Source organism: Pseudoalteromonas sp. SWN29 (genome assembly GCF_015864465.1).
In the GTDB taxonomy this organism is placed as follows: Bacteria; Pseudomonadota; Gammaproteobacteria; order Enterobacterales; family Alteromonadaceae; genus Pseudoalteromonas.
The window spans coordinates 82354-104565 of record NZ_JADYXE010000005.1; the positions used below are offsets into that span (position 1 = coordinate 82354).

Below are 22212 nucleotides of genomic sequence, written 5' to 3' on the forward strand. Positions count from 1 at the left end.
CTTGTTACATTTCTATTAATTCAAATATGATTTAAAAGAAAAATAAAATGAAAAAACAACTACTCAGCACCTCTATAGCCTTACTTTGTTTAACTACTTTTAATGCCCATGCCGTTACATACCTATCGGCTAAAGCCATGGTTAATGTTGAAAATGGCACGCTCATTAAATCGCCCTTGATTACTATTGATGATGGCGTAATTACTAACATTGAACAAAACAAAAAACCTAGGCTTTCTAAAAATGATGAGCATATCGCGTTGCCGGAGCTAACACTTATGCCTGGTTTAATGGATATGCATGTGCATTTAACAAGTGACCCAACTGTTTCTCGTAGTGAGCGTTTAGGACAATCTGTTCCGCGTATGGCAATTAAAGCGGCTTATTTTGCTAAAAAAACCTTAGAAGCCGGATTTACTACAGTACGTAATGTTGGCGCTGAAGGTTACAGCGTTATAGCGGTGCGTGATGGAATTAACGCAGGTGATATTGTTGGTCCTCGTATTTGGGCTGCGGGTTCATCACTCGGAATTACTGGCGGGCACTGTGACAACAACCGCCTACCGCCTGAACTTAAATATACCTCAAGTGGTGTGGCAGACGGCCCATGGGCAGCGCGTATAAAAGTACGCGAAAACATTAAATACGGGGCAAACGCTATTAAGTTTTGCGCCACCGGTGGCGTATTTTCAAAAGGCACTAAAGTAGGTGCACAGCAGTATTCTTTTGAAGAAATGAAAGCCATTGTTGATGAAGCTCATATGCGCGATTTACCAGTTGCAGCCCATGCACACGGTACAAGCGGAATTAAAACAGCCATTAAAGCAGGCGTTGATAGCGTAGAGCATGCCAGCTTTTTAGATGACGAGGCTATAGCTCTTGCAAAAGAGCATGGAACTTGGCTTTCTATGGATATTTATAACACCGAATACACGCTAACTTATGGCGAGCAAAATGGCGTAGACGAAGAAAACCTAAATAAAGAGCGCCAAGTATCTAAAAGGCAACGTGATAGCTTTAGCCGTGCTGTAAAAGCCGGTGTGAAAATGGTGTTTGGCACTGATGCTGCAATTTACCCGCACGGCGATAATGCAAAACAGTTTAGCCGCATGGTTGAATTTGGTATGACAGAGCTGCAAGCCATTCAAGCATCTACTATTAATAGTGCAAAGCTATTAAAAATGGACGATCAGTTAGGGCAAATTAAAACCGGATTTGCTGCTGATATAATTGCTGTAAAAGAAAACCCGCTTAAAAACATTAAAACCTTAGAGTCAGTACCCTTTGTAATGAAAGCCGGTGTCGTTTATAAAAAATAATAGTAAATGCTAAACAAGTTGACCTTTGGGGGTTAAAATTTTATTTAGTAAGGCTAAGATTACTTAGTCTTACTAGCCCTCTTAATTCCCATAAAAGGAACAAGATAACCTTATAAAACTTCTTTTTGATTGTTAATCATCCAAACAGTTCTATTTAATCAAAAAAAATGAACTTTTTATTCACTTTAAAAACAATAACCATTATCATTCGTGCAAATTCAATAACGCGAATAGTTATCACTCTATGAAAACGTTTAAGTACTCTCTTATTACTCTTGCTTGTTTAAATGCAAATATGGCATTTGCCGAAAATACTATAGCTGACTCTGATATTGAACGTATCAGCGTATACGAAAAACAAAATCGCGTGGTGATGAGCTCAGGTCTTGCGACTAAATCAGACATGTCTTTAATGGAAACACCTGCACCGGTTGTTATTATTGACCGTGAACTTATTGAATCTCAAGGTGTAGATAGCCTACAAGATTTAGTTAGAAACGTAAGTGGTTTAACACAAGCAGGTAATAACTACGGTATTGGTGATAACTTAGTAATTCGTGGCTTAGACGCAAACTATACCTACGATGGTATGTATGGTGGTGCTGGTTTAGGCAATACATTTAATCCAACTCGTTCGCTTACAAATGTTGAATCTGTTGAGGTTTTAAAAGGCCCTGCAACCGGTTTATATGGCATTGGTAGTGCAGGTGGCGTAATTAACCTAATTGAGAAAAAGCCAGAGTTTGAAGAAAAACACAAAGTATCGGCTGAGCTTGGCCAGTGGGATAGCTACTCGTTATCGTTTGATAGCACTAACGCGATAACAGATGATTTAGCATATCGTGTAATGGCTAAAACAGCGTCAAGTGACGGCTTTCGTGATTTAAAAGAAGATCGCGACGAAATTTATACCTCGCTTAAATACGTACTAAACGACAGACAAAACATCATGCTTTCTGCTGCATACATTAAAGATGAAATAGCAGTTGATTCTATTGGTCACCCTATTCGTATTTACAACGCAGAAACTGCAAACGGTTTAAGCGCGGGTGAAGTAACCGGTGCCGATTTAGTAAACGATCCGACAGGAAGTGGCGTACAGTTAAGTGACGCACAGCGTGACCAGCTAGCTAATTCGCTATCTGCATCTGATGGTTTAACACCTTATAGCTTTGGCACAAACGGTATTATTTCACCAATGGCTGATGATAACGAAGGTGAAGAGCTGCGTTTTAAATTAACGCATAACTATTACATTACTGACGATTTGTTTTTAAACCAGCAACTACAGTACCGTAATTACACTTCAAGCTTTGCGCGCCAAACAGGTGCTTATAACTACGTGTATTCTACTCGTGATGGCATTATAAACAACGACCCTCGAGCGCCTTTAGTTGAAGACGGTGTTCTTTATCCGTATGCAGCACGCCGACAAGAATATCGCCAAGTAGAAGCAGATGAAAAGTCGTGGCAGTACTTTTTAGATTTACGTTATGACTTTATGTTAGGCGACGTAGATAACGAATTACTTGTAAACGCAAACTACGAAGATAGAGATATTCGTTTTAAACAATACTCTATTTATGACGCTGATAAAGTAATTAACGACAGTGATGGTAACTTACTTTACCAAGGCACATTGCCATACATTTACGATATCAGAGAGCCAAATTGGCCATCTGGCAGCTTTGAAGATTACGATCCACTTAAAACAAGTGACTACAATAAAAAAGTACAAGCATGGGGCTTAGGCATTCAACACGTAGGTTATATAACTGAAGAGCTTACAACGCGCGTAGGTGTTGCTTATAACCGTATTGAGCAAACTTACGAGCACTTTGGTGTAGATGAGCGCTATAGTTCAAGCAATGCAGACCCAACACCTGAAGCGAATACTTCAGATAGCGGTTTAACGTATAATTTAGGTGCAACGTATCAGCCAACTGAAGATTTATCTGTATTTGTAAATCATTCAAAAGGTCGTACTGCTTACAGTGTTTTAGGCTCTGTTGCAGGTAACGAAGCCGACAGAGAAGATTCTGAGTCATTAAGTAACGATTTAGGTTTTAGATTTAAAGCGTTTGACGATCAGCTACTTGCCTCAATTGTTGTATTTGAAAGCTCGCGTACAAATTTAGAGTATAGCAATCCATTATATGAAGCAGGTGTTTCTGCCGACAACGTAGTTGAGAGCTTTTATGACGGTAAAGAAGAAACCAAAGGTATAGAACTTGATTTAAATGCTTACCTAAATGATAAGTGGAAAGTAAACATAAACGGTATTTATCAAGATGCACGTGACAAAAGTAATCCTAATAGCAGCAGTTACGACACACGCCAAAAAGGTGTGCCTTACGTAACAGCGAGCACGTGGGTAACTTACTACGCAGATATGTTTAACTTACCTGAAGCTGTAAATATAAGTGGTGGTATTACGTTTGTAGATAACAGAAGTACTAATTCAAGTTCATTCTCGATTCCTGATGGTTACGTACCAAGTTACACGATTTACGATACAGCGGTATCGTATACAACTGATAAATGGCATATGCAGTTAAACTTAAATAATTTGTTTAACAAAAAATATTACTCAAAAGCCATGTTTTTAGGTGGTATGCCAGGCGAAGAGCGTAATGCAAAACTAAGTTTTAGTTACACTCTTTAATTGGTTTAGTATTTAAAAAGCACGGTTTTCTAATTTAGAAGCCGTGCTTTTTTTGTGTTTTATAAACGCTTAATTTAGATTAGATAGTAACGACTATGCGACCGTTAATTTCACCTTTAAGCATATCATCAAAAATTTCGTTAATGTCCTCTAAACGTTTTTCTTCAATAATCGCTTTTACTTTACCTTGAGCGGCAAACTCTAAACATTCTTGTAAATCTTTACGTGTACCGACAATAGATCCCACTACTGATACGCCATTAAGTACGGTATCAAAAATAGGCAGTGGCATATCCTCTGGAGGTAATCCCACTAATACACATTTACCACCACGGCGTACACTTTTATAAGCTTGTTCAAACCCAGCTTTAGATACCGCAGTACACACAACGCCATGCGCGCCACCAACTTGTTCAAAAATAGCTTCGCTAGGAACAACTTCTTTAAAGTCGAGGGTTATATCTGCGCCAAGCTTTTTAGCAAGTGCGAGCTTTTCTTTACCTGTATCAACAGCTATTACATTAAAGCCCATAGCTTTGGCGTACTGTACCGCTAAATGGCCAAGCCCGCCTACACCAACAATAGCAACCCATTGCCCCGGTTTAGCACCGGATACTTTTAATGCTTTATACGTTGTAACACCTGCGCAAAATAACGGAGCTGCTTCTGAAAATCCAAGTCCCTCAGGTATTTTTACAACGTAATCGCCATGCGCTAAGCAATACTCTGCATAGCTACCATCAATAGAATAGCCGGTATTATGCTGCGATAAACACAGTGTTTCTTTACCATCTAAGCAAAACTCACAGTGTCCGCATGCACTATAAAGCCAAGGAACACCCACTCTGTCGCCAACTTTTAAATGCTTTATGTTGCTGCCAACTTTATCAATAACACCAACACCTTCATGCCCTGGTACTAATGGCATTTTTGGTTTTACTGGCCAATCACCATGGCAGGCATGTAAATCAGTATGGCAAACACCACAGGCCGCTATTTTAACTAAAACATCATTTATTCCAACCTCAGGGATTGGTAAGTCTGTTATTTGTAATTTACCTTTGTATTCATTATTAACTGCAGCTTTCATAGTCATTCCATCGTATTTGAAAAAATAAAAAAAGGATTTATTTACGTATTGTTGTGTGTACAGCATATCCCAATATAGATGTATAAATATTAATCTAAATCATACTTTAGTCGTTTAAATTGTTCTATAAAGTGGCTAAGAACTTGCTATCCAAAATGAGCGTGCTAGCATTTAGTTTCTGAAATTACTGAAAGTTATTAAGCAATGAGTTTATCCGAAAAGAATTTTGCCTTCGTAATGCATTGTGGTGAGATGGGCAGCCGCTGGGGATTTAATCGTACAATTGGGCAAATGTGTGGCTTGCTGATTATTACTAAAAACCCGATGACAGCCAACGAGATTGCAGATGCGCTTAGTATTTCTCGCGGTAATGTAAGTATGGGTATTAAAGAACTGCAATCGTGGCAATTGATTAAAGTACAGCATATTCCAGGCGATCGAAAAGAGTACTACGCCCCTGCTGGCGATATTTGGGATATGGCTAATCGTGTATTTGAAGAACGTAAAAAACGCGAAATTGAGCCCACCCTAACATTGCTGCGCGATAACTTATTAGACGAAGCCAGTAACGACGACGAACTATACGCGCAAAAACAAATGGGTGAAATTCATAACCTGCTTGAAACCGTAACAAAATGGTCATCAGAGCTACAACGTTTAACGCCAGAACAACTCAATAAGCTGATGAAGCTAGGCTCTGGTATTGGAAAAGTTATTGACCTAAAAGATAAGATTTTTAAGAAAGAATAAAGCCGCAATTGCGGCTTTATTTATATACATATTTTAATAATTAGATTTTTGGATATCCAATTCTATCTGACAAATAACCTACGCTGGTGGCAAAGTAATACGAGCGATTCCAGTGCATAAACACTTTGTAGTTATCGTACGCTAAGTACATGCGTCCATTTATGTCATCAGGCATAACCAGTGCAGCACGTACGTCTACATTAGGTAAATCAGAACCATCGGCTTTACGAACACCCAGTGCTTGCCAATCAGCTAATGAACGCTCTGAGTCATTCCAATACTCTAACCACTGCTTACGTGTTTTAGTACCACGTACTAAAACATATTTACTATCAAAGTTTTCAGGTAACTGAACTTGGCGTCCCCAAGTAAGCGAATCGTTCCACCCTTCTTGCTTTAAATAATTAGCAATTGAAGCAAAAGCATCTTCTTTTGTGGTCCAAATGTCTTTACGACCATCGTTATTGTAATCAACCGCGTAAGCGTTGAACGATGTAGGCATAAATTGTGTTTGCCCCATAGCACCAGCCCACGACCCTTTAAATTTATCTAAGGTAATGTGACCCGATTTTAAAATATCCAGTGCTGCCCAAAGCTGGCGTTTATAAAGCGCTTCTCTGCGTCCATCAAAAGCAAGCGTCACTAAAGATGAAATAACATTATGGCCACCTTGAATGGTACCAAAATTACTTTCAAGTCCCCAAAGTGCCACTATAAAACGAGCTTGTACGCCAAACTCTTTAGCTACTTGTTCAAGTACCTCTTTGTTTTCTGCGTAGAGCTTACGTGCACGATCAATTTTCCATTGAGGTACACGTTTTGGTAAATACGTTTCAAGTGTTTCTTTTACTTCTGGCTGGTTTTTATCAGCCGACACCACTTTCTCTTTATAGGTTGCTGTTGCAAAAGCATCATCAATAAGCTTCGCTTCGTAACCTTTAGATATCGCTTCTTGCTTTAAATCAGTTAAATATGTTTGAAACTCAGCTTGTGTTTTAGCCATTACAGAGCCGCTTAAGCAAACTCCACATAATAAAACGGTCAGTTTTTTAATCACTATCAACTCCATTTTCTTTTCGTAATTGACTTAGCAAGTTTTCCTCTGGCGGTGGAATTTGTAAGTAGTAGCCTTTATCAGGGTTTGATAATGCTGCTTTTACAGTTTCTAAATCGGCTCCACCTAAATGTTCACGTTTAGCTAAGTTTATGATCATAACGTAATGAGGTTGACCAAACATGACCATTAAAGGTTCCGGAACTTTACTAAAATCATCTCTTTTTTCAACAAATAAGAAGGTATCCGCTTTTTTCTTACTTTTATATACAGCAGTGAGCATTATGACCCTATAAATTCTTGCTTAACAATGCTGCACACTATAACATGAGAGTAATAATAAGTTAGAAAATTTAGATTAGAAATTTCAATAAAGGCCTTATTCAGCCTACGTTTATCTAATATTGATTTTTAATCAGACAATTCAATTGAGCGTGTATGTCGGACCAAATTTTTGAGTTAAAAGGGAATCTTTTTACGTTATCAGTTTTGCATCTTTATAGTACTGATATAGCCCTTCTAGCAGAACAGTTGTATATAAAAATAGCCCAAGCACCTAGGTTTTTTGAAGGTGCCCCTATTGTTGTTAATTTACTTGAAGTTAAAAACAGTTCACTCGATTTTGTACACTTAAAATCGTTGATTGAGCGCATGAGCTTTAATGCAGTTGGTGTGTGTAATGGCTCTGATGAGCAACATGCCCAAGCTAAAGCGGCTGGCTTATCTGTTTTAAATTATTCACAAGACGTTAAGAGCGAACCTGTTAAACAAGAGGCTAATACGTCTATTGTAGAAAAAACAGTGCATTTGCCGGCGCAAATTATTAGCGGTACCGTTCGCTCTGGCCAGCAAGTTTATGCTAAAGACCGCGATTTAATCGTGCTTGGTGCAGTAAGTCACGGCGCTGAAGTTATTGCCGATGGTAATGTACATATATATGGCACATTACGCGGCCGCGCTATTGCAGGCGCAAAAGGTTTTAAAGAAGCACACATTTTTTGCCAAAAACTTGAAGCCGAACTAGTTTCAATAGATGGTAACTACTGGATCAGTGATTCGCTACAAGGTGAACATTGGGGAAATGCAGTGCAAATACAACAAAAAGACGAATCATTAGAAATTTCAGCTTTGGTTAAAGGATAAATCTCATGGCAAAAGTAATTGTCGTTACCTCTGGTAAAGGCGGTGTTGGCAAAACAACATCAAGTGCTGCAATTGGCACAGGCTTAGCGTTAAAAGGCTATAAAACAGTTATTATCGACTTTGATATTGGTTTACGTAACTTAGATTTAATTATGGGTTGTGAACGCCGTGTTGTTTATGACTTTGTAAACGTAATAAATGGTGAGGCAAAACTTAACCAGGCGCTAATTAAAGATAAACGTGTAGATAAATTATTTTTACTACCCGCTTCACAAACTCGTGATAAAGATGCATTAACCCGTGAAGGTGTTGAGCGCGTACTAAACGAATTAAAAGAAGACTTTGATTACATAGTATGTGATTCACCAGCAGGTATTGAAGCTGGCGCTATGATGGCAATGTACTTTGCTGACGAAGCAATTGTGACAACAAACCCAGAAGTGTCGTCAGTTCGAGATTCTGATCGTATTTTAGGTATTCTACACAGCAAATCAAAACGAGCTGAAGAAGGCCTAGAAAACATTAAAGAACACTTACTATTAACACGCTATAATCCTAGTCGTGTTGAAAAAGGTGAAATGCTATCGGTAGAAGACGTACAAGATATTCTATCAATTCCACTGCTAGGTGTGATCCCTGAATCGCAAGCGGTGTTAAGTGCTTCAAACTCAGGCCAACCTGTTATATTAGATACAGAATCTGATGCAGGCCAAGCTTACTCTGACGCAATTAATCGCCTACTAGGTGAAACTGTCGATTTTCGCTTCTTAGACGTTGAGAAAAAAGGCTTATTTAAACGGATTTTTGGAGGTTAACGTGTCTTTACTTGACTACTTCCGCTCAGAAAAGAAAAACAGTGCGTCATTAGCAAAAGAGCGATTGCAGATCATTGTCGCGCACGAGCGTTCTCAACGAGGAACGCCGGATTACTTACCACAATTAAAACAAGATATTTTAGATGTGATCCGTAAATACGTGAACGTAAGTAGCGATGCAGTTCAGGTTCAGTTCGATCAGAACGAAGACGATTTAGCCGTACTTGAGCTAAACGTTACACTACCTGATGAAGAAAAGAAGTAATCGAAGAAAGGGCGCTTTATTAGCGCCCTCTTTATTTGTGTTTACTTTTTAATAATTACTATGAATATCTACGCTCAACTAAAACTTTTTAACCATGTAATATGAATCAAAAGACCCTTATCACACAGTTAAAGGTATATATTTAGCGTTAAGTATCCCACTCTTTTAAAGCATCTTTAACGTAGGTATATCGCCAAGAGCTCAGTAAGTCAGGCTTTATATGACTCTGTTTTTGATCAGGCGTTAACTTCCAATTCCAACTAATCAATTGATTGATTTGCTTTTTAGAGGCCATAACGTCTTCTGGTATATTGTGCTCTTTAGCTACTTTAGTGATTTTTTGTTTTATATCTTTCGCTACTTTTTTATAGGTAGGAAAATCAATTAAGCGCTTAAGCACATCTGGATGCTCAGCATCTGGGACTTCTTTAGCAACTTCAATACACTTTATTATATCTACACCAGAGCGATTAACTTCAATAGCCTCAACACCTGGAATTTGCCTAAGAGCGTTTAAACTTGAAGGGCCGCGCTTAGCAATTTCAGTCATGTTATGTTCTTTTAACACGAAATTAAGTGCCAAATTTTTCTTAATGGCTTTGTTTCTTCGCCATACAGCAAGCTCTTTTAACACCGCTAATTCGTGCGGTTTAAGTTGCCATGCATTTTTAATATCTTTATATAAAAGCTCGTCTGGGGTCTGAAATGCACGTTTTTTAGCAATCAGCTCACTCTCGTTTATTACAATATCAAAAAAGCCAGCGGCATTAATGCGATCGATAATCAGCTCAAAACATGGTAATAAATGAAATGTATCAGCGGCAGCGTAATCTAGTTGTTTTTTAGTTAACGGGCGTTGTAGCCAATTAGTACGTGACTCACTTTTATCTATTTCAATACCTTGCAGCTCTTTTACCATAAGGGCAAAACCCATACAGTTGCCTTCACCAAGTAATTGTAATGCAAATTGTGTATCAAATAACGGGGCTGGAACAAAGCCTGCGTACTTTTGAAAAACTTCAATATCTTCTGAAGGAGAATGCAGTACTTTTAAAACTGCGGGATCTTTTAGTATTTCCCAAAAATCAAATAGTGAAAGCTCAGCTAATGGATCTATAAGTGCTAAGTGTTCACCATCAAAAACTTGGATAAGTGCAACTTCAGGATACAAAGTACGACGACGCATAAACTCAGTATCGATAGCTAAAATAGGTTTGTTTTTTATTTGTTCAACAAAAGTGTTCAGTTGATTTTGGGTTTCGATCAATTGGTATTGCACTTAATCTCCTACAATAAAAAAGCCGACATATGTCGGCTTTTTTATAGGTTGCTAATCTTTCAAGGCTCTTCGGAGTATCTTACCTACGTTAGTTTTAGGTAACTCATCCCTAAACTCTACCAGTTTGGGGACCTTGTAATTAGTTAAATTTTCACGACAGTGACTTATTATATCTTTTTCAGTTAAAGAAGGGTCTTTTTTCACAACAAAAACTTTAACTTGTTCACCACTTACATCATGAGGAATACCAATAGCGGCTACTTCTAGTACACCTTCGTGCATAGCCACTACTTCTTCAATCTCATTAGGAAAAACATTAAAGCCAGATACAATGATCATGTCTTTTTTACGATCTACAATAAAGAAGAAACCTTCATCATCATAAGTCGCAATATCACCTGTAGCAAACCAGCCGTCTTTTAAACATTCAGCGGTTGCATCTGGTCGTTTGTAATAACCAACCATTACTTGCGGGCCTTTAACCCAAAGCTCACCTGGCTCGCCTTTTGCGGCTTCTTCATCATTATCAAGCATTAACTTAATATCGGTATTAGGCGCAGGTAAACCAATAGAGCCATTGTATGCTTTTAAATCAAAAGGACTAATAGTAACTAAAGGAGCACATTCAGTAAGTCCGTAGCCTTCCATTAGTTTTGAACCAGTCACTTTTTGCCATTTTTCGGCAACAGGACGTTGAACCGCCATACCACCGCCTAACGACATTTTTAAGTGGCTAAAATCTAGATCAGCAAAACCTGGAGTATTTAATAAACCATTAAATAGTGTGTTTACGCCAGTAATAGCGGTGAAGTTATGTTGGCCAAGCTCTTTAACAAACCCAGGCATATCACGTGGATTAGTAATAAGTACGTTTAAGCCACCGTATTTCATAAACGTTAAGCAATTAGCTGTTAAAGCAAAGATATGATAAAGCGGTAAAGCAGTAATAACGACTTCTGTACCACGATTTAACACTTTATCTAAACAACCTGAAACTTGCTCAAGGTTACCGACCATATTACCGTGGCTAAGCATTGCACCTTTAGATACACCTGTTGTGCCACCGGTGTACTGTAAAAAAGCAAGATCAGACAAGCTCATTTCAGGACGCGTGTATTTAGCTTCATCCGCAGCTAAAACGTCTGAAAAGTTAATTGTGTTCGGTAAGTTGAATTTTGGCACCATTTTTTTAATGTGCTTCACAACAAAGTTAACTATATGCTTTTTAAGCCCGCCAACCATATCGCCTACTTGCGTTACTACAATGTGTTTAACATCGGTATGAGCAAGTGACTTTTCGAGCGTGTCAGCAAAGTTTGCTAGAATGAAAATAGCGGTAGTATCTGAGTCTTTTAACTGATGCTCTAATTCGCGCACAGTATAAAGTGGGTTAACATTTACAACCACACAACCTGCACGCAAAACACCTAAAATTGTGACTGGTGTTTGTAGTAAGTTAGGCATCATTACGGCAACTTTGTCACCTTTTTTAAGACCCAAATCATTTTGAATATAGGAAGCAACTTTTTTGGTTGCGGTGTCAATTTCGTCATACGATAACGTTTTACCCATATTAGTAAATGCAGGTAGATCTTTGTAATCAGAAAAACTTTTTTCGAACACTTCGAGTAACGAGTTGTAATGCTCAGGATCGATTGTTTCAGGCATACCCTCTGGGTAGCGCTTAAGCCAGATTTTTTCCACTCTTAGCCCCTGTTTATAATTATATTTTTATTAACCTTAATCTAAGTAAGGCGCTTTAACAATTGAGCAAATACTCTAATGCAGGAATAATCCCACATTTTACGTAAACTTACAATTAACATGCACCATTTTGCAGCATAAAGTCTTGAATATGCTCAAAACATAACTCACTACTTTGCATATGGCAATGATGCCCACCCTCTACTTCAATTACCTTCAAGTTATTGTAATAACTAATATACTTTGCCAAATTTTGTTTTACAAACGAATAACCTTCGTTACCTAAAATTAATTGACATGGTGCAGCTAAATCTTTTATTGCACCAATACATTGCGCTTCATCAAACCTAAAACCTGAGTGATTTTTAAGCTTTGGATCTGTTGTTAACGTAAAACCATCTGAAGTCTGTTTTATATTTCGCTGCATTAAGAGCGTAATAAGCTCACTATTTAAATCGGTTGTTTGAGCACGTGCTTCATAAATAAGTTCTTTCGATTTATAAATTCTCGACTTTTTATTTTTTAAACGCGCTCTATTTAATACCGCACTTTTTAGCTGTTCGCATACACCTTCACTTGGCGTTGTAACACAACCAATACCCTCAATAAAGGTAACAGACTTAACATAATCTCCAAAACAACTAGCAAAAAGTCCTGCAACCATAGCCCCCATAGAGTGACCCACTAAATGTACTTTTTTAACACCAAGCGCATTTATAAGTTGGTACACATCATCAATATAATCAATAAAATAATAGTGTGCGTCATCACTTCGCCAACTCGATAAACCGTGCCCAACAAAGTCAATGCAGTACCAAGTGTGCTTTGGGTTAACGTTGTTTAACATTGGCATAAAGCTATGGCAGTTGTCTAACCACCCATGTAGCGCTATTACTATTTCGTTCCCTGAACCTACTTTTAAGCCATGAATATTTAAATTATTGGTTTCAATATTAAACGGCTGCATGGTAAGTCCTTTATTAATTTAGAGCATCATTATTTATAGCATACAAGTTGTCAGACCACTAACTTAGGAAATGGTGCGAAATTCACGATTTAATTATCTTCCTGGTATCAAATATAGCACTGAGTAGAAAACCAAACTCAATATTTTCAACAACTTAAAAATGGTGTGATAAGCAAAGGTTTTTTAACATATTAATATTGAGTACCTTTTAAACAAATAAAAGGTGAGAGCACCATATATAGATAGCTTATAACTAGTATAATTTAAATAAATAGAACTAACAGCGTTAACTACAATTCTATGTATATAAAATCAAAGTATAAATTATAAATATCTCAGATATTCATTTATTTATCATCCTATCTGTATACAATATCAGCGGCTATTAAATAAGGTACACTCATAAGGTACAACCATGAAAAAACAGATCAGCTTATTGGCACTTTTATGCACCGCTTCTGGTGCTTACGCAGAATCAGCACCTAAAAATGTAATTTATATGATTGGTGACGGTATGGGTCCGGCTTACACCACGGCTTATCGCTATTTTAAAGATGACCCTGCAACAAAAGAAGTCGAAGGCACGGTTTTTGACACTATTTTAAAAGGCATGGCGCATACCTACCCAGACGACCATACTTATGTAACCGACAGTGCAGCAGGTGCTACAGCGCTTAGTAGCGGTCATAAAAGTTATAATGGCGCGGTTGCTGTAGATACAGATAAAAAGCCAGTTAAAACCATGCTCGAAATAGCAAAAGAGCGCGGTATGACAACAGCGCTTGTTGTAACGTCACAAATAAATCATGCAACACCAGCGAGTTTTACAGCTCACAATGAATCTCGTTACAACTACGATGATATTGCCAACGATTATATTGATAATAAGATTGCTGGTAAATTACCCGTTGATTTAATGCTTGGTGGCGGTACTAAATATTTTATTCGAGATGACCGTAATTTAGTTGAAGAATTTAAAGCCGCAGGTTACCAATATGGCGACGATATTAATAATCTGGGCCAAATTACACAAATACCTGCCATAGGTTTGTATGCAAGCAAAGGCCTGCCATTTGCACTTGATATAAACCCAACTCGCCTGACTCAGTTAACATCTAAAGCACTTGGTTTACTAGATAACCAAAACGAAGAAGGCTTTTTTGTAATGATTGAGGGCAGCCAAATTGATTGGTGTGGTCACTCTAACGATATAGCCTGTGCGATGGCTGAAATGGACGACTTTGCTAAATCAATCGAAAAAGCAAAAGCATACGTTGATAAAAATAAAGACACTATACTTGTGGTTACAGCCGATCACTCAACGGGCGGCCTAACTATTGGTTCGCACGGCCAATTTAAATGGGAAACAGACGTAATTAAAGGTGTTAAGGCAACGGCTAGTAAGTTAACAGACAAACTTATGGAGTCTAAAGACTTAAAACCAGTATGGACTGCTAACACCAATATTGAATTTACAACTGAAAACCAAATCAAACTTGAGCAAGCTAAAAAAATGGGCGAAAAAGCGCTTAATTTAGCTGTTAAAAGTATTATTAGTGATGCGAGCTTTACTGGCTGGACAACCGGTGGACACACCGCTGTAGACGTTCAAGTATTTGCTTATGGCAAAGGCAGTGATCAATTTATTGGTTCACAAAATAATACTGATATTGCAGATAAGCTAATCGGCTTTATTGAACAGTAATCTTTGCTTCGTTTTGAACACAAAAAGCCCGAACATATGTTCGGGCTTTTTATTAAATTTTATCGCTGTATTTATCTAAAACGTTTGAATGAGCTTTAAGCGTATATATCAACGCCTATTAAATTTTGTACTTCTGCCCTGCGTTCTAAATTAGCAAATTCAGTATAAGTAGAAATCGCTTTGCTTACTAGAGCAGTCGGTTGGTCGTAAATTGTTTGGCTGTATTCATTGCTTTTAGAACTGCTTTTAAACAGTTGATTAGCCAGTTCGACGCCCTCAACACTGCTTTTTACATAATCGGTATTCGTTTTTTGAGCAGCCGGCTGGTCTAATAAACCCTGTGGTTTATTAGTAACAACTTTGGTAGAGCTAACCCTACCAGGAATATCTCCGGTAAAAAAACCTGAACCAATAGGCAGCGTCATTACGCGTCTCCAACCTTAATAATGCATAAAATTATGATTTAAAAACAACCAATTTGCAAATAATACTTGAATTCAAGATATGATTACTCACGACCTGGTAGCTTTTTCCACGTTACCGTATCGCGCACATATTTAGGTTGAGCGTCACTCGCTTTTACAACATCACCCGCTAAAAACGCGGCTTCAACATGCGCTAACATATAACGCGCATCAGGCAATGTAATATCAGTATTAATTGTCACGTTTTCAAAGTCATTAAGCGCATCAGGATAGGTTTTAAAGCCCGTGCCCACCGCTACAGATGGCTCTGTAGTCGCTATATAATCATTATTAAGTAAATCAGGTTTTATAACGCATTCTTGGTTAACTAAAAGCATTAGATTATTTTGCGCTTGGTAATGTGCAAAGTATATCTCACCCATACGCGCATCTATACTTGGGTAAACACTCAGGCTGCCGTTTTGTTCAAACGCTTGTTGCGCCATAATAGCCAAAGTAGACACACCTACAAGCGGCAAGTTAGTTGAATACGCTAAACCTTGTGCTATTGCTACACTAATACGCACACCAGTAAAACTGCCCGGGCCTTGGCCAAAACCAATGACATCTAAGTCTTTTAATTTACAGTTTGCTTTAGTTAATAGCTCATCCACAAGTGGCAATATTTTTTGACTGTGCTGCTGCGGACATTCTTCAAAATGATGAAATGTTTGGCCCTGAAAATGTAAAACAATTGAAAGTGCTTCTGTTGAAGCATCAAGGGCAAGAATATTACTTTTGATCATTTTATTACTCTAATTAATTTGTTTTAAAAATGTATTGGCATCTTCTAAGCTTCGCGTGCGGCGCATCGGCGGTAAGCTTTTTAAAAATACTTGGCCATATTGTCGTGTAACTAAGCGATTATCACATATTACAAGTACGCCTTTGTCTTTACTATCTCGAATTAAACGCCCAACACCTTGTTTAAGTGCAATAACAGCTTGTGGTAATAGTATGTGTGAAAAAGGATCTTTACCCTGCATTTGGCAATCTTGCATTTTAGCTTGTAGTAATGGATCGTCAGGGGCTGCAAATGGCAATTTGTCTATAATAACACAGCTTAACGTACTGCCGCGTACATCAACGCCTTCCCAAAAAGAAGCCGTGCCGAGTAATACCGCATTTCCATGGCGCGTAAATTTCTCTAAAATAATACGCTTAGACATTTGCCCTTGCATATAAACTGGGTAGTCTATTTGCGTGGTGAGTCCTTCGGCAACTAAGTGCATCATTCGATAGCTCGTAAATAACACAAAACAACGCCCTTGTGCTGATTTTATAAGCTCAAGTGTTAATTTTACTATTGCGTGGGGCATATTATCCGCGTGCGATTCGGGTAAGTAACGCGGTAAACACAGCAGCGCCTGATTAGGGTAATCAAATGGGCTATCTACCATCATGCTTTGCTTTGGTTTTAAACCGAGGCTTGCATTAAAGTGCTCTAGTTTGTTGTCGACCGAAAGTGTTGCTGATGTAAATACAAAGCCTGCGCCCGTGTCTTGCATCATTTGAGCAAACTTAGCTGAAACATTTAATGGCGTTATATTTATTGTTAAATAACGGCGCGTTGTTTCATACCAGTAACTAAAACCGGTTTGAGCAGTATCAAAAACGCGTTCTAACTGCCCTTTAAATGCAAGAGCACGCTCAAACGGGTGCTCTATTTTATCGCTTCTATCTAGGCAAAGTTTAAGTACTTGGTAAACAAAATCTAAATCACTAATGACGCGATGAAGCGCCGCACATATTTGTTTATCACTTAGCTTTTCTCGCCAATCGCCTCTACTGCCATCAACACCAAACTGTAATCGTAAATCAGCAACGCTTGTTTCAAGCTTATTTAAGCTTTTACCTAGCTGCAGCATATCGGGAATTTCGGCTCGATAAATAGCACGTAAATCATTAATTAAATCCACCAGCTTTTTAGTGCTAATACTCTCACCAAAATAATCACTGGCAATTTCACTTAACTGGTGGGCTTCATCAAATATATACGCATCGGCTTTTGGCATAAGCTCAGCAAAGCCACTTTCTTTTACGGCCATGTCGGCAAAAAACAAATGGTGGTTAATAACAACCACATCAGCATCGGCCGCAGTTAAACGTGCTTTGCGTATGTAACAGCTTTGAAAATCTGGGCATTCTTTGCCTAAACAATTATCGGCTGTTGAATTTACATAAGGCAGCACTTTAGCGTCATCTTCTATACCAATACAATCGGCTAAATCGCCCGACTGCGTTTCACTGGCAAATTTAGCCACCATAGCTAGTTGATGCATTACGTCAGAATCGTCAGTAGGTACATGCGCAACATGCTGGTTTAGTCGGTAAGTACATAAGTAATTGGCACGCCCTTTTAATAAGGCGGTTTTTTTAGATGCACTAAGCGCTTTTACTAATTGAGGCAAGTCGCGGTGGTATAACTGTTCTTGTAAGGCTTTAGAGCCAGTCGATATTATCGTTCGGCCTTTTGATTTGAGTGCAGGCGCTAAATATGCAAATGTTTTACCTGTACCCGTACCTGCTTCAACAACCAATTGCGAACTGTTTTTTAATGCATCAGCAACGGCTACAGCCATATCAATTTGTGGTTGGCGAGGCGTATATCCATCTAACGATGACGCCAAAGGTCCGGTTGCACTAAACAGCTGTTTGATAATACCAATCACTTTAAAATAAATAATAGCGGGATTTTACGTAAGCAAAGCATTTAGGGCAAGTAATTACAAAACGCACTTTTATTTTATGGGTTAACGCGCGTTTTATTATCCGAGCTTAGGGAGTGATTCATTATTCGATTTTACAATACACTCTGTATTTATAACGTACATTTAATTTATTGATGACAATATTTACAAAGTCTAATTTGTTATTAACTCTTACTAAAAATAATCCTTATTAAAAGCGATATAAAGGTATAAATACTGTGACTCTCAAATATTACAGGAGTACCATACGCGGGTTTATAATCCTCCTTTTTGTGTGTCGTTTAAAAAATAGTTAAGGTTAATCAATGAATGCTTGGTACCTCATTTGTTTTCTCTCTGCAATTGCAATATTTATAGCCTTTGCAAACCAGTACATCCTCAAAATGCAAACTACTATTGCCATTACAACGGGCTCTGTGGTTATTTCTTTATTGCTGATCATTGCAGTTAAATTATTAGGCGATCAAAATGCATTAGCAATGACCCAAATTGTTTCCAGTATTAACTTTAACGAGTTACTACTCAAAGGTATGTTGGGGTTTTTACTTTATGCGGGTGCGCTTGAAATAAACCTACTAGCCCTGCGTAAGCAGCGATGGGAAATTACTGCTCTGGTATTATTTTCAACCATTGCTTCCACATTTATAGTGGGCTATTTAAGCTTTTATTTATTCCCCGTTTTTGGTTTTGATGTTCCTTTTATTTACTGTTTATTGTTTGGTGCGCTTATTAGCCCAACCGACCCTATCGCTGTACTTGCTATTATTAAACAAATGAGAGCACCAGAAGGTATTTCAGTTCAAGTAGAAGGTGAGTCGCTATTTAACGATGGTATCGGTTTAGTTATATTTACCACTATATTCTCAGTTGCTTTTTATGGTACCGATGCACAATTTGGCGACATAGCAGAGCTATTCTTTGTTGATGCCATAGGGGGTATTGCATTTGGTTTAGTCATTGCATTAGTTGGCCACTTTTTAATTATTAATAGCCGCGATGTAAACATTCGCTTATTAATTACCTTAACGATTCCTACAGCAGGTTTTGCTGCTGCAAATATTTGGGAAATATCTGGCGCACTTGCTATGGTAACGAGCGGCATATTAATGGGTAATATCACCCGCACTAAAGCAACTGAGCGCACAGGCCCTGAAGATACACGCTACGTAAAAGACTTTTGGCATGCAACCGACAGCTTTTTAAATGCCCTACTGTTTTTAATAATAGGTATGTTGATAGTTACTATGCCAATCACTATTGGCGAAATAGGTTTAGGCTTATTAATGGTACCTGCGGTATTACTTGCACGCTTTATAAGTGTAGGCGCACCATTTGTAATTTTTAAACGCTTTAGAACTTACGACAAACACAGTGTTAAAATTTTGACCTGGGGTGGACTACGTGGTGGCCTTGCTCTGGCAATGGCGGCAGCTATACCACGCGAGCAAGTTTTTGTAGGCGACTCTGACTTACATAACTTAATTGTTATTGTTACTTACGTTGTGGTTATATTTTCTATTATTGTACAAGGCTTAACTATTTCGCCGCTTATTCAAAGCAGCATTAAGTCAGCTGAGCAAGCCAAGTAATAAATACTTTGTCCGCAACACATTCAGTAACCAAGTTATTATAAAAATCACTTGGTTACTGTTACTCTCGTGTTACAAAAACACTTTAAAGTTATATAAATTGTTATCCTTTTTATTTATCTGCTTTGTTTAAATTAATCTGCTTGAAATGCAAATGAAAACAATTATAATTTTGGCTTTTCCTCTGCAGGGCTTTTCAATGTCCATAAATAATTCTCACATGTTTATTAACTTTGTGTCTGTAAGCAAGCGTCAGCTTAATTTCATTTTTGCACTTTTGATCATGATGACGGCAAGCTTTAGCGTTTCTGCCTCACCCGATCAACAAATAAAAATAAAGCAAATTGCACAGCTTGCAGAGTACGTAGGTGTTGATTACGTAGCAGCTGTTGGGAATGGTGAAATACTCGACCCCGACGAATATCAAGAAATGACTGAATTTGCGCACGTTATTATTGAGCAAGCTGGACAGCTATCAAGCCAAACAAATGAGTTCGACACAGTAAAGGTACAAGCTAAAGCCTTGCATTCAGCGATTGCCAATAAAGCAAGCGTTGCCGATGTACGCGCAGCAAGCTCTGCGCTTCGTGAGTCGCTACTTACCTTTATGCCGCAACTATCGTTACCTACGTCACTACTACCTGTTGAGCAAACCAAAGCGCTTTTTGCTGCTAACTGTTCAATGTGTCACGGCCCAAGTGGTCAAGGCGACGGCCCGCTTGCAAAAAACTTATCACCAGAGCCTACCAACTTTACCGATGAAGAACGCGCAACTAACCGCTCATTAATGGGTTTGTTTGACGCTGTAAGTAACGGTATTAACGACACGCCAATGGTTGCGTTTACTCAATTTAACGAACAACAACGTTGGTCTTTAGCTTTTTATGTAGGTAGCTTGGCATTTAAAGACGTTAAAAAACCGCAAAATGTAGATCAAAATGTTACCGCTTCGCAAATTGTAAACCTAAACCCTGCACAATTATCGGCAGGTCAAAGTGAAGCGCAAGCACACTACGTTAAATGGTTACGTGGTAATCCAGAGCAATTATTTACCGGTAAAAAAAATCCGATAACGGTTACTCGAACGCAGTTACTTGCAGCGCAAGCCGCGCATGCTAAAGGTAATTACTCTCAAGCGAGTGACTTAGCAATTAGCGCATACTTAGATGGCTTTGAACTTGTTGAAAATAACTTAAATGCTTACGACGAAGCTTTGCGTAAAAACATCGAAGTACAACTGATGAACCTGCGTCAAACCTTCAAAAACGAGAAAGATACTGCCATCGTTGGCGATAAAGTAAGTGCTGCGCTAGCTCAACTCGCGAAAGCAGATAGCATGCTAAACGAAACCAAACTAACTGATGGTGCACTCCTCTCAGCAAGTTTAGTTATATTGCTACGCGAAGGCTTAGAAGCACTCCTCGTTATTATTGCCCTTATGACCGTACTTATTAAAACTAAACGTCAAGATGCGCTTAAATATGTACATGTTGGCTGGATAACCGCACTTATTGCAGGTGGCTTAACATGGGCTGCTGCGCAAACATTAATAGAAATAAGTGGTGCAAGTCGCGAAGTTATGGAAGGTGCAGGTGCATTATTTGCCGCTGTTATTTTACTGTATGTTGGCGTATGGATGCACAGTAAAACCAGTGCGCAACAATGGCAAAAATACATAAAAGACAATATAGATAAGCGTCTTGAGTCGGGTACATTATGGGGGTTAGCAGGGCTTTCTTTTATTGCCGTATACCGTGAAGTATTCGAAACCGTACTATTTTACCAGTCATTATTAACACAAAGCTCGCCGGCTCAATATTCATCTATTGCATCGGGTTTTGCCATCGGTGTAGCAATACTGGCTATTATTACGTGGGTATTAATTAAATACTCAATTAAATTACCGGTTGCTAAGTTTTTTGCAATTACCACTTACCTATTATTTGCACTCTCATTTGTGCTTATGGGCAAAGCCGTTATTGCACTACAAGAGGCCGATATAATAGGTATTGCGTCACTACCAATGAGCTTTGATATTGCATGGCTTGGTATAAAATCGACATGGCAAGGTATTGCGGCTCAAGTTTGTGTATTCGCTATATTTAGCTTTTATATATTCAAAAGTAAAAGCCAGAAGTAATTAGTTCAACAAAAAAGGGAAGCCTAGTAAATAGGCTTCCCTTTTTGAATTCTAGCAATCTACAAATAACTTTAAACTATTAACTGTAACCTATGCCCATGTATCTAAATGGGGATTTTCGTCATCATCTAAGTTAGACTTTTTTTTATTATTTTGATCATCAAGCATATTGAGATTTTTCTTTTTTTGTAACTCACGCCTTTTTTTATTCTCTAGTTCAACTTTTTCAGCCGCAGCGCCACTTTGCACACCCGCAATATGAAAAGCACTTTTTGATTCAACTTCTAGCCTAGTTATTCTTCCTAAATAAGGAATCATAATATCCATACGTACTTCCTTATTTTAACTGTTTGATTGTCAAAATGCTTAATTTGAATAATAAACAAACAATTATTCGCTAAAATTGCGCTTATTACCTTAATATTATCGACAGTTATAACATATGCTTTAATTAAGCTAAAAAAAACTTGCCATAATATAGCTGTTTATGTTTTTATGAATGCGAAATTTATTTAAACAGATAACAACTGCACGTTAACAAAACAACGGGCA

General features: G+C 38.2%; 19 protein-coding genes. 9 read left to right on the forward strand and 10 right to left on the reverse strand.

All coding sequences use genetic code 11. The annotated features are described in order from the left end of the window. The first annotated feature begins 47 nt into the window (after positions 1-47). A complete protein-coding gene (locus tag I6F53_RS03070; RefSeq protein WP_197238442.1) occupies positions 48-1319 on the forward strand; it encodes a Xaa-Pro dipeptidase in 1272 nt (423 codons plus the stop codon). A 244-nt stretch (positions 1320-1563) separates the two neighbouring features. Further along, entirely contained in the window at positions 1564-3984 is a 2421-nt protein-coding gene (locus I6F53_RS03075) for a TonB-dependent receptor (protein ID WP_197180619.1), read from the forward strand. 79 nt (positions 3985-4063) lie between these two features. Here I6F53_RS03075 and adhP read toward each other — a convergent pair whose 3' ends face one another. Then, positions 4064-5074 (reverse strand): alcohol dehydrogenase AdhP, encoded by a 1011-nt coding sequence (gene adhP / locus I6F53_RS03080; RefSeq protein ID WP_197180623.1) that lies wholly within the window; start codon positions 5072-5074, stop codon positions 4064-4066. A gap of 204 nt (positions 5075-5278) precedes the next feature. Here adhP and I6F53_RS03085 point away from each other — a divergent pair, with 204 nt between their 5' ends. Then, positions 5279-5824, forward strand: coding sequence for a GbsR/MarR family transcriptional regulator (locus tag I6F53_RS03085; protein ID WP_010552940.1), 546 nt, complete (start codon positions 5279-5281; stop codon positions 5822-5824). 40 nt (positions 5825-5864) lie between these two features. On the opposite strand, the gene I6F53_RS03090 is transcribed toward I6F53_RS03085, so the two are convergent. Both I6F53_RS03090 and I6F53_RS03095 read right to left on the reverse strand, forming a co-directional pair. Further along, a complete protein-coding gene (locus tag I6F53_RS03090) occupies positions 5865-6881 on the reverse strand; it encodes a lytic murein transglycosylase (protein ID WP_165727979.1) in 1017 nt (338 codons plus the stop codon). After that, positions 6874-7161 (reverse strand): YcgL domain-containing protein, encoded by a 288-nt coding sequence (locus I6F53_RS03095; protein WP_165727980.1) that lies wholly within the window; start codon positions 7159-7161, stop codon positions 6874-6876. The genes I6F53_RS03090 and I6F53_RS03095 overlap by 8 nt, the downstream gene beginning before the upstream one ends. Before the next feature lie 155 nt (positions 7162-7316). On the opposite strand from I6F53_RS03095, the gene minC reads away from it, so the two are divergent. From minC to minE, 3 genes are read left to right on the forward strand one after another with little or no spacing between them, the layout of a single operon-like run. Beyond that, positions 7317-8021 (forward strand): septum site-determining protein MinC, encoded by a 705-nt coding sequence (gene minC / locus I6F53_RS03100; protein WP_165727981.1) that lies wholly within the window; start codon positions 7317-7319, stop codon positions 8019-8021. Between the two features lie 5 nt (positions 8022-8026). Next, positions 8027-8836, forward strand: a complete 810-nt coding sequence (gene minD, locus I6F53_RS03105; protein ID WP_165727982.1) for a septum site-determining protein MinD — start codon at positions 8027-8029, stop codon at positions 8834-8836. A gap of 1 nt (position 8837) precedes the next feature. Next, positions 8838-9101 carry a cell division topological specificity factor MinE gene (minE, locus tag I6F53_RS03110; protein ID WP_007377619.1) on the forward strand — a complete coding sequence of 88 codons (264 nt, stop codon included), beginning with the start codon at positions 8838-8840 and terminating at the stop codon, positions 9099-9101. Between the two features lie 148 nt (positions 9102-9249). On the opposite strand, the gene rnd is transcribed toward minE, so the two are convergent. The 3 genes from rnd to I6F53_RS03125 all read right to left on the reverse strand — a co-directional run bounded on the left by rnd (position 9250) and on the right by I6F53_RS03125 (position 13051). Continuing rightward, the gene (rnd, locus tag I6F53_RS03115) at positions 9250-10380 is read right to left on the reverse strand and encodes a ribonuclease D (protein WP_165727983.1); all 1131 of its coding nucleotides are present in this window, start codon (positions 10378-10380) and stop codon (positions 9250-9252) included. 51 nt (positions 10381-10431) lie between these two features. Further along, positions 10432-12084: a long-chain-fatty-acid--CoA ligase FadD gene (fadD, locus tag I6F53_RS03120; protein ID WP_197238444.1), complete on the reverse strand. Its 1653-nt coding sequence runs from the start codon at positions 12082-12084 to the stop codon at positions 10432-10434. Positions 12085-12199: 115 nt separating this feature from the next. After that, positions 12200-13051, reverse strand: coding sequence for an alpha/beta hydrolase (locus I6F53_RS03125; RefSeq protein ID WP_197238445.1), 852 nt, complete (start codon positions 13049-13051; stop codon positions 12200-12202). A gap of 415 nt (positions 13052-13466) precedes the next feature. Between I6F53_RS03125 and I6F53_RS03130 the strand changes: the two genes are divergently transcribed. Continuing rightward, positions 13467-14756, forward strand: coding sequence for an alkaline phosphatase (locus I6F53_RS03130; protein WP_166420523.1), 1290 nt, complete (start codon positions 13467-13469; stop codon positions 14754-14756). A gap of 95 nt (positions 14757-14851) precedes the next feature. Here I6F53_RS03130 and I6F53_RS03135 read toward each other — a convergent pair whose 3' ends face one another. The 3 genes from I6F53_RS03135 to I6F53_RS03145 form a co-directional block, all read right to left on the reverse strand. Continuing rightward, the gene (locus I6F53_RS03135) at positions 14852-15181 is read right to left on the reverse strand and encodes a hypothetical protein (RefSeq protein ID WP_197238446.1); all 330 of its coding nucleotides are present in this window, start codon (positions 15179-15181) and stop codon (positions 14852-14854) included. 83 nt (positions 15182-15264) lie between these two features. Then, a complete protein-coding gene (gene tsaB, locus I6F53_RS03140; protein WP_166420524.1) occupies positions 15265-15966 on the reverse strand; it encodes a tRNA (adenosine(37)-N6)-threonylcarbamoyltransferase complex dimerization subunit type 1 TsaB in 702 nt (233 codons plus the stop codon). Between the two features lie 9 nt (positions 15967-15975). Next, on the reverse strand, positions 15976-17892 hold the full coding sequence (locus tag I6F53_RS03145) for an ATP-dependent DNA helicase (RefSeq protein WP_197238448.1): 1917 nt from the start codon (positions 17890-17892) through the stop codon (positions 15976-15978). Between the two features lie 344 nt (positions 17893-18236). On the opposite strand from I6F53_RS03145, the gene I6F53_RS03150 reads away from it, so the two are divergent. Together I6F53_RS03150 and I6F53_RS03155 are read left to right on the forward strand one after the other, a co-directional pair. Continuing rightward, positions 18237-19520 (forward strand): cation:proton antiporter, encoded by a 1284-nt coding sequence (locus I6F53_RS03150; RefSeq protein WP_197180629.1) that lies wholly within the window; start codon positions 18237-18239, stop codon positions 19518-19520. A 283-nt stretch (positions 19521-19803) separates the two neighbouring features. Further along, the gene (locus I6F53_RS03155) at positions 19804-21660 is read left to right on the forward strand and encodes a cytochrome c/FTR1 family iron permease (protein ID WP_197238470.1); all 1857 of its coding nucleotides are present in this window, start codon (positions 19804-19806) and stop codon (positions 21658-21660) included. A gap of 90 nt (positions 21661-21750) precedes the next feature. Here the strand turns inward: I6F53_RS03155 and I6F53_RS03160 are convergent, their stop codons facing one another. Further along, entirely contained in the window at positions 21751-21987 is a 237-nt protein-coding gene (locus I6F53_RS03160) for a hypothetical protein (RefSeq protein WP_197238449.1), read from the reverse strand. Between the last annotated feature and the right edge of the window lie 225 nt (positions 21988-22212).

What these genes read in the sequence shown, in the direction of transcription:
- I6F53_RS03070 (WP_197238442.1), top strand. Translation starts at nt 48, where the DNA reads ATGAAAAAACAACTACTCAGCACCTCTATAGCCTTACTTTGTTTAACT.
- I6F53_RS03075 (WP_197180619.1), top strand. Translation starts at nt 1,564, where the DNA reads ATGAAAACGTTTAAGTACTCTCTTATTACTCTTGCTTGTTTAAATGCA.
- adhP (WP_197180623.1), bottom strand. Translation starts at nt 5,074, where the DNA reads ATGAAAGCTGCAGTTAATAATGAATACAAAGGTAAATTACAAATAACA.
- I6F53_RS03085 (WP_010552940.1), top strand. Translation starts at nt 5,279, where the DNA reads ATGAGTTTATCCGAAAAGAATTTTGCCTTCGTAATGCATTGTGGTGAG.
- I6F53_RS03095 (WP_165727980.1), bottom strand. Translation starts at nt 7,161, where the DNA reads ATGCTCACTGCTGTATATAAAAGTAAGAAAAAAGCGGATACCTTCTTA.
- minC (WP_165727981.1), top strand. Translation starts at nt 7,317, where the DNA reads ATGTCGGACCAAATTTTTGAGTTAAAAGGGAATCTTTTTACGTTATCA.
- minD (WP_165727982.1), top strand. Translation starts at nt 8,027, where the DNA reads ATGGCAAAAGTAATTGTCGTTACCTCTGGTAAAGGCGGTGTTGGCAAA.
- I6F53_RS03125 (WP_197238445.1), bottom strand. Translation starts at nt 13,051, where the DNA reads ATGCAGCCGTTTAATATTGAAACCAATAATTTAAATATTCATGGCTTA.
- I6F53_RS03130 (WP_166420523.1), top strand. Translation starts at nt 13,467, where the DNA reads ATGAAAAAACAGATCAGCTTATTGGCACTTTTATGCACCGCTTCTGGT.
- I6F53_RS03135 (WP_197238446.1), bottom strand. Translation starts at nt 15,181, where the DNA reads ATGACGCTGCCTATTGGTTCAGGTTTTTTTACCGGAGATATTCCTGGT.
- tsaB (WP_166420524.1), bottom strand. Translation starts at nt 15,966, where the DNA reads ATGATCAAAAGTAATATTCTTGCCCTTGATGCTTCAACAGAAGCACTT.
- I6F53_RS03150 (WP_197180629.1), top strand. Translation starts at nt 18,237, where the DNA reads ATGAATGCTTGGTACCTCATTTGTTTTCTCTCTGCAATTGCAATATTT.
- I6F53_RS03155 (WP_197238470.1), top strand. Translation starts at nt 19,804, where the DNA reads ATGATGACGGCAAGCTTTAGCGTTTCTGCCTCACCCGATCAACAAATA.
- I6F53_RS03160 (WP_197238449.1), bottom strand. Translation starts at nt 21,987, where the DNA reads ATGGATATTATGATTCCTTATTTAGGAAGAATAACTAGGCTAGAAGTT.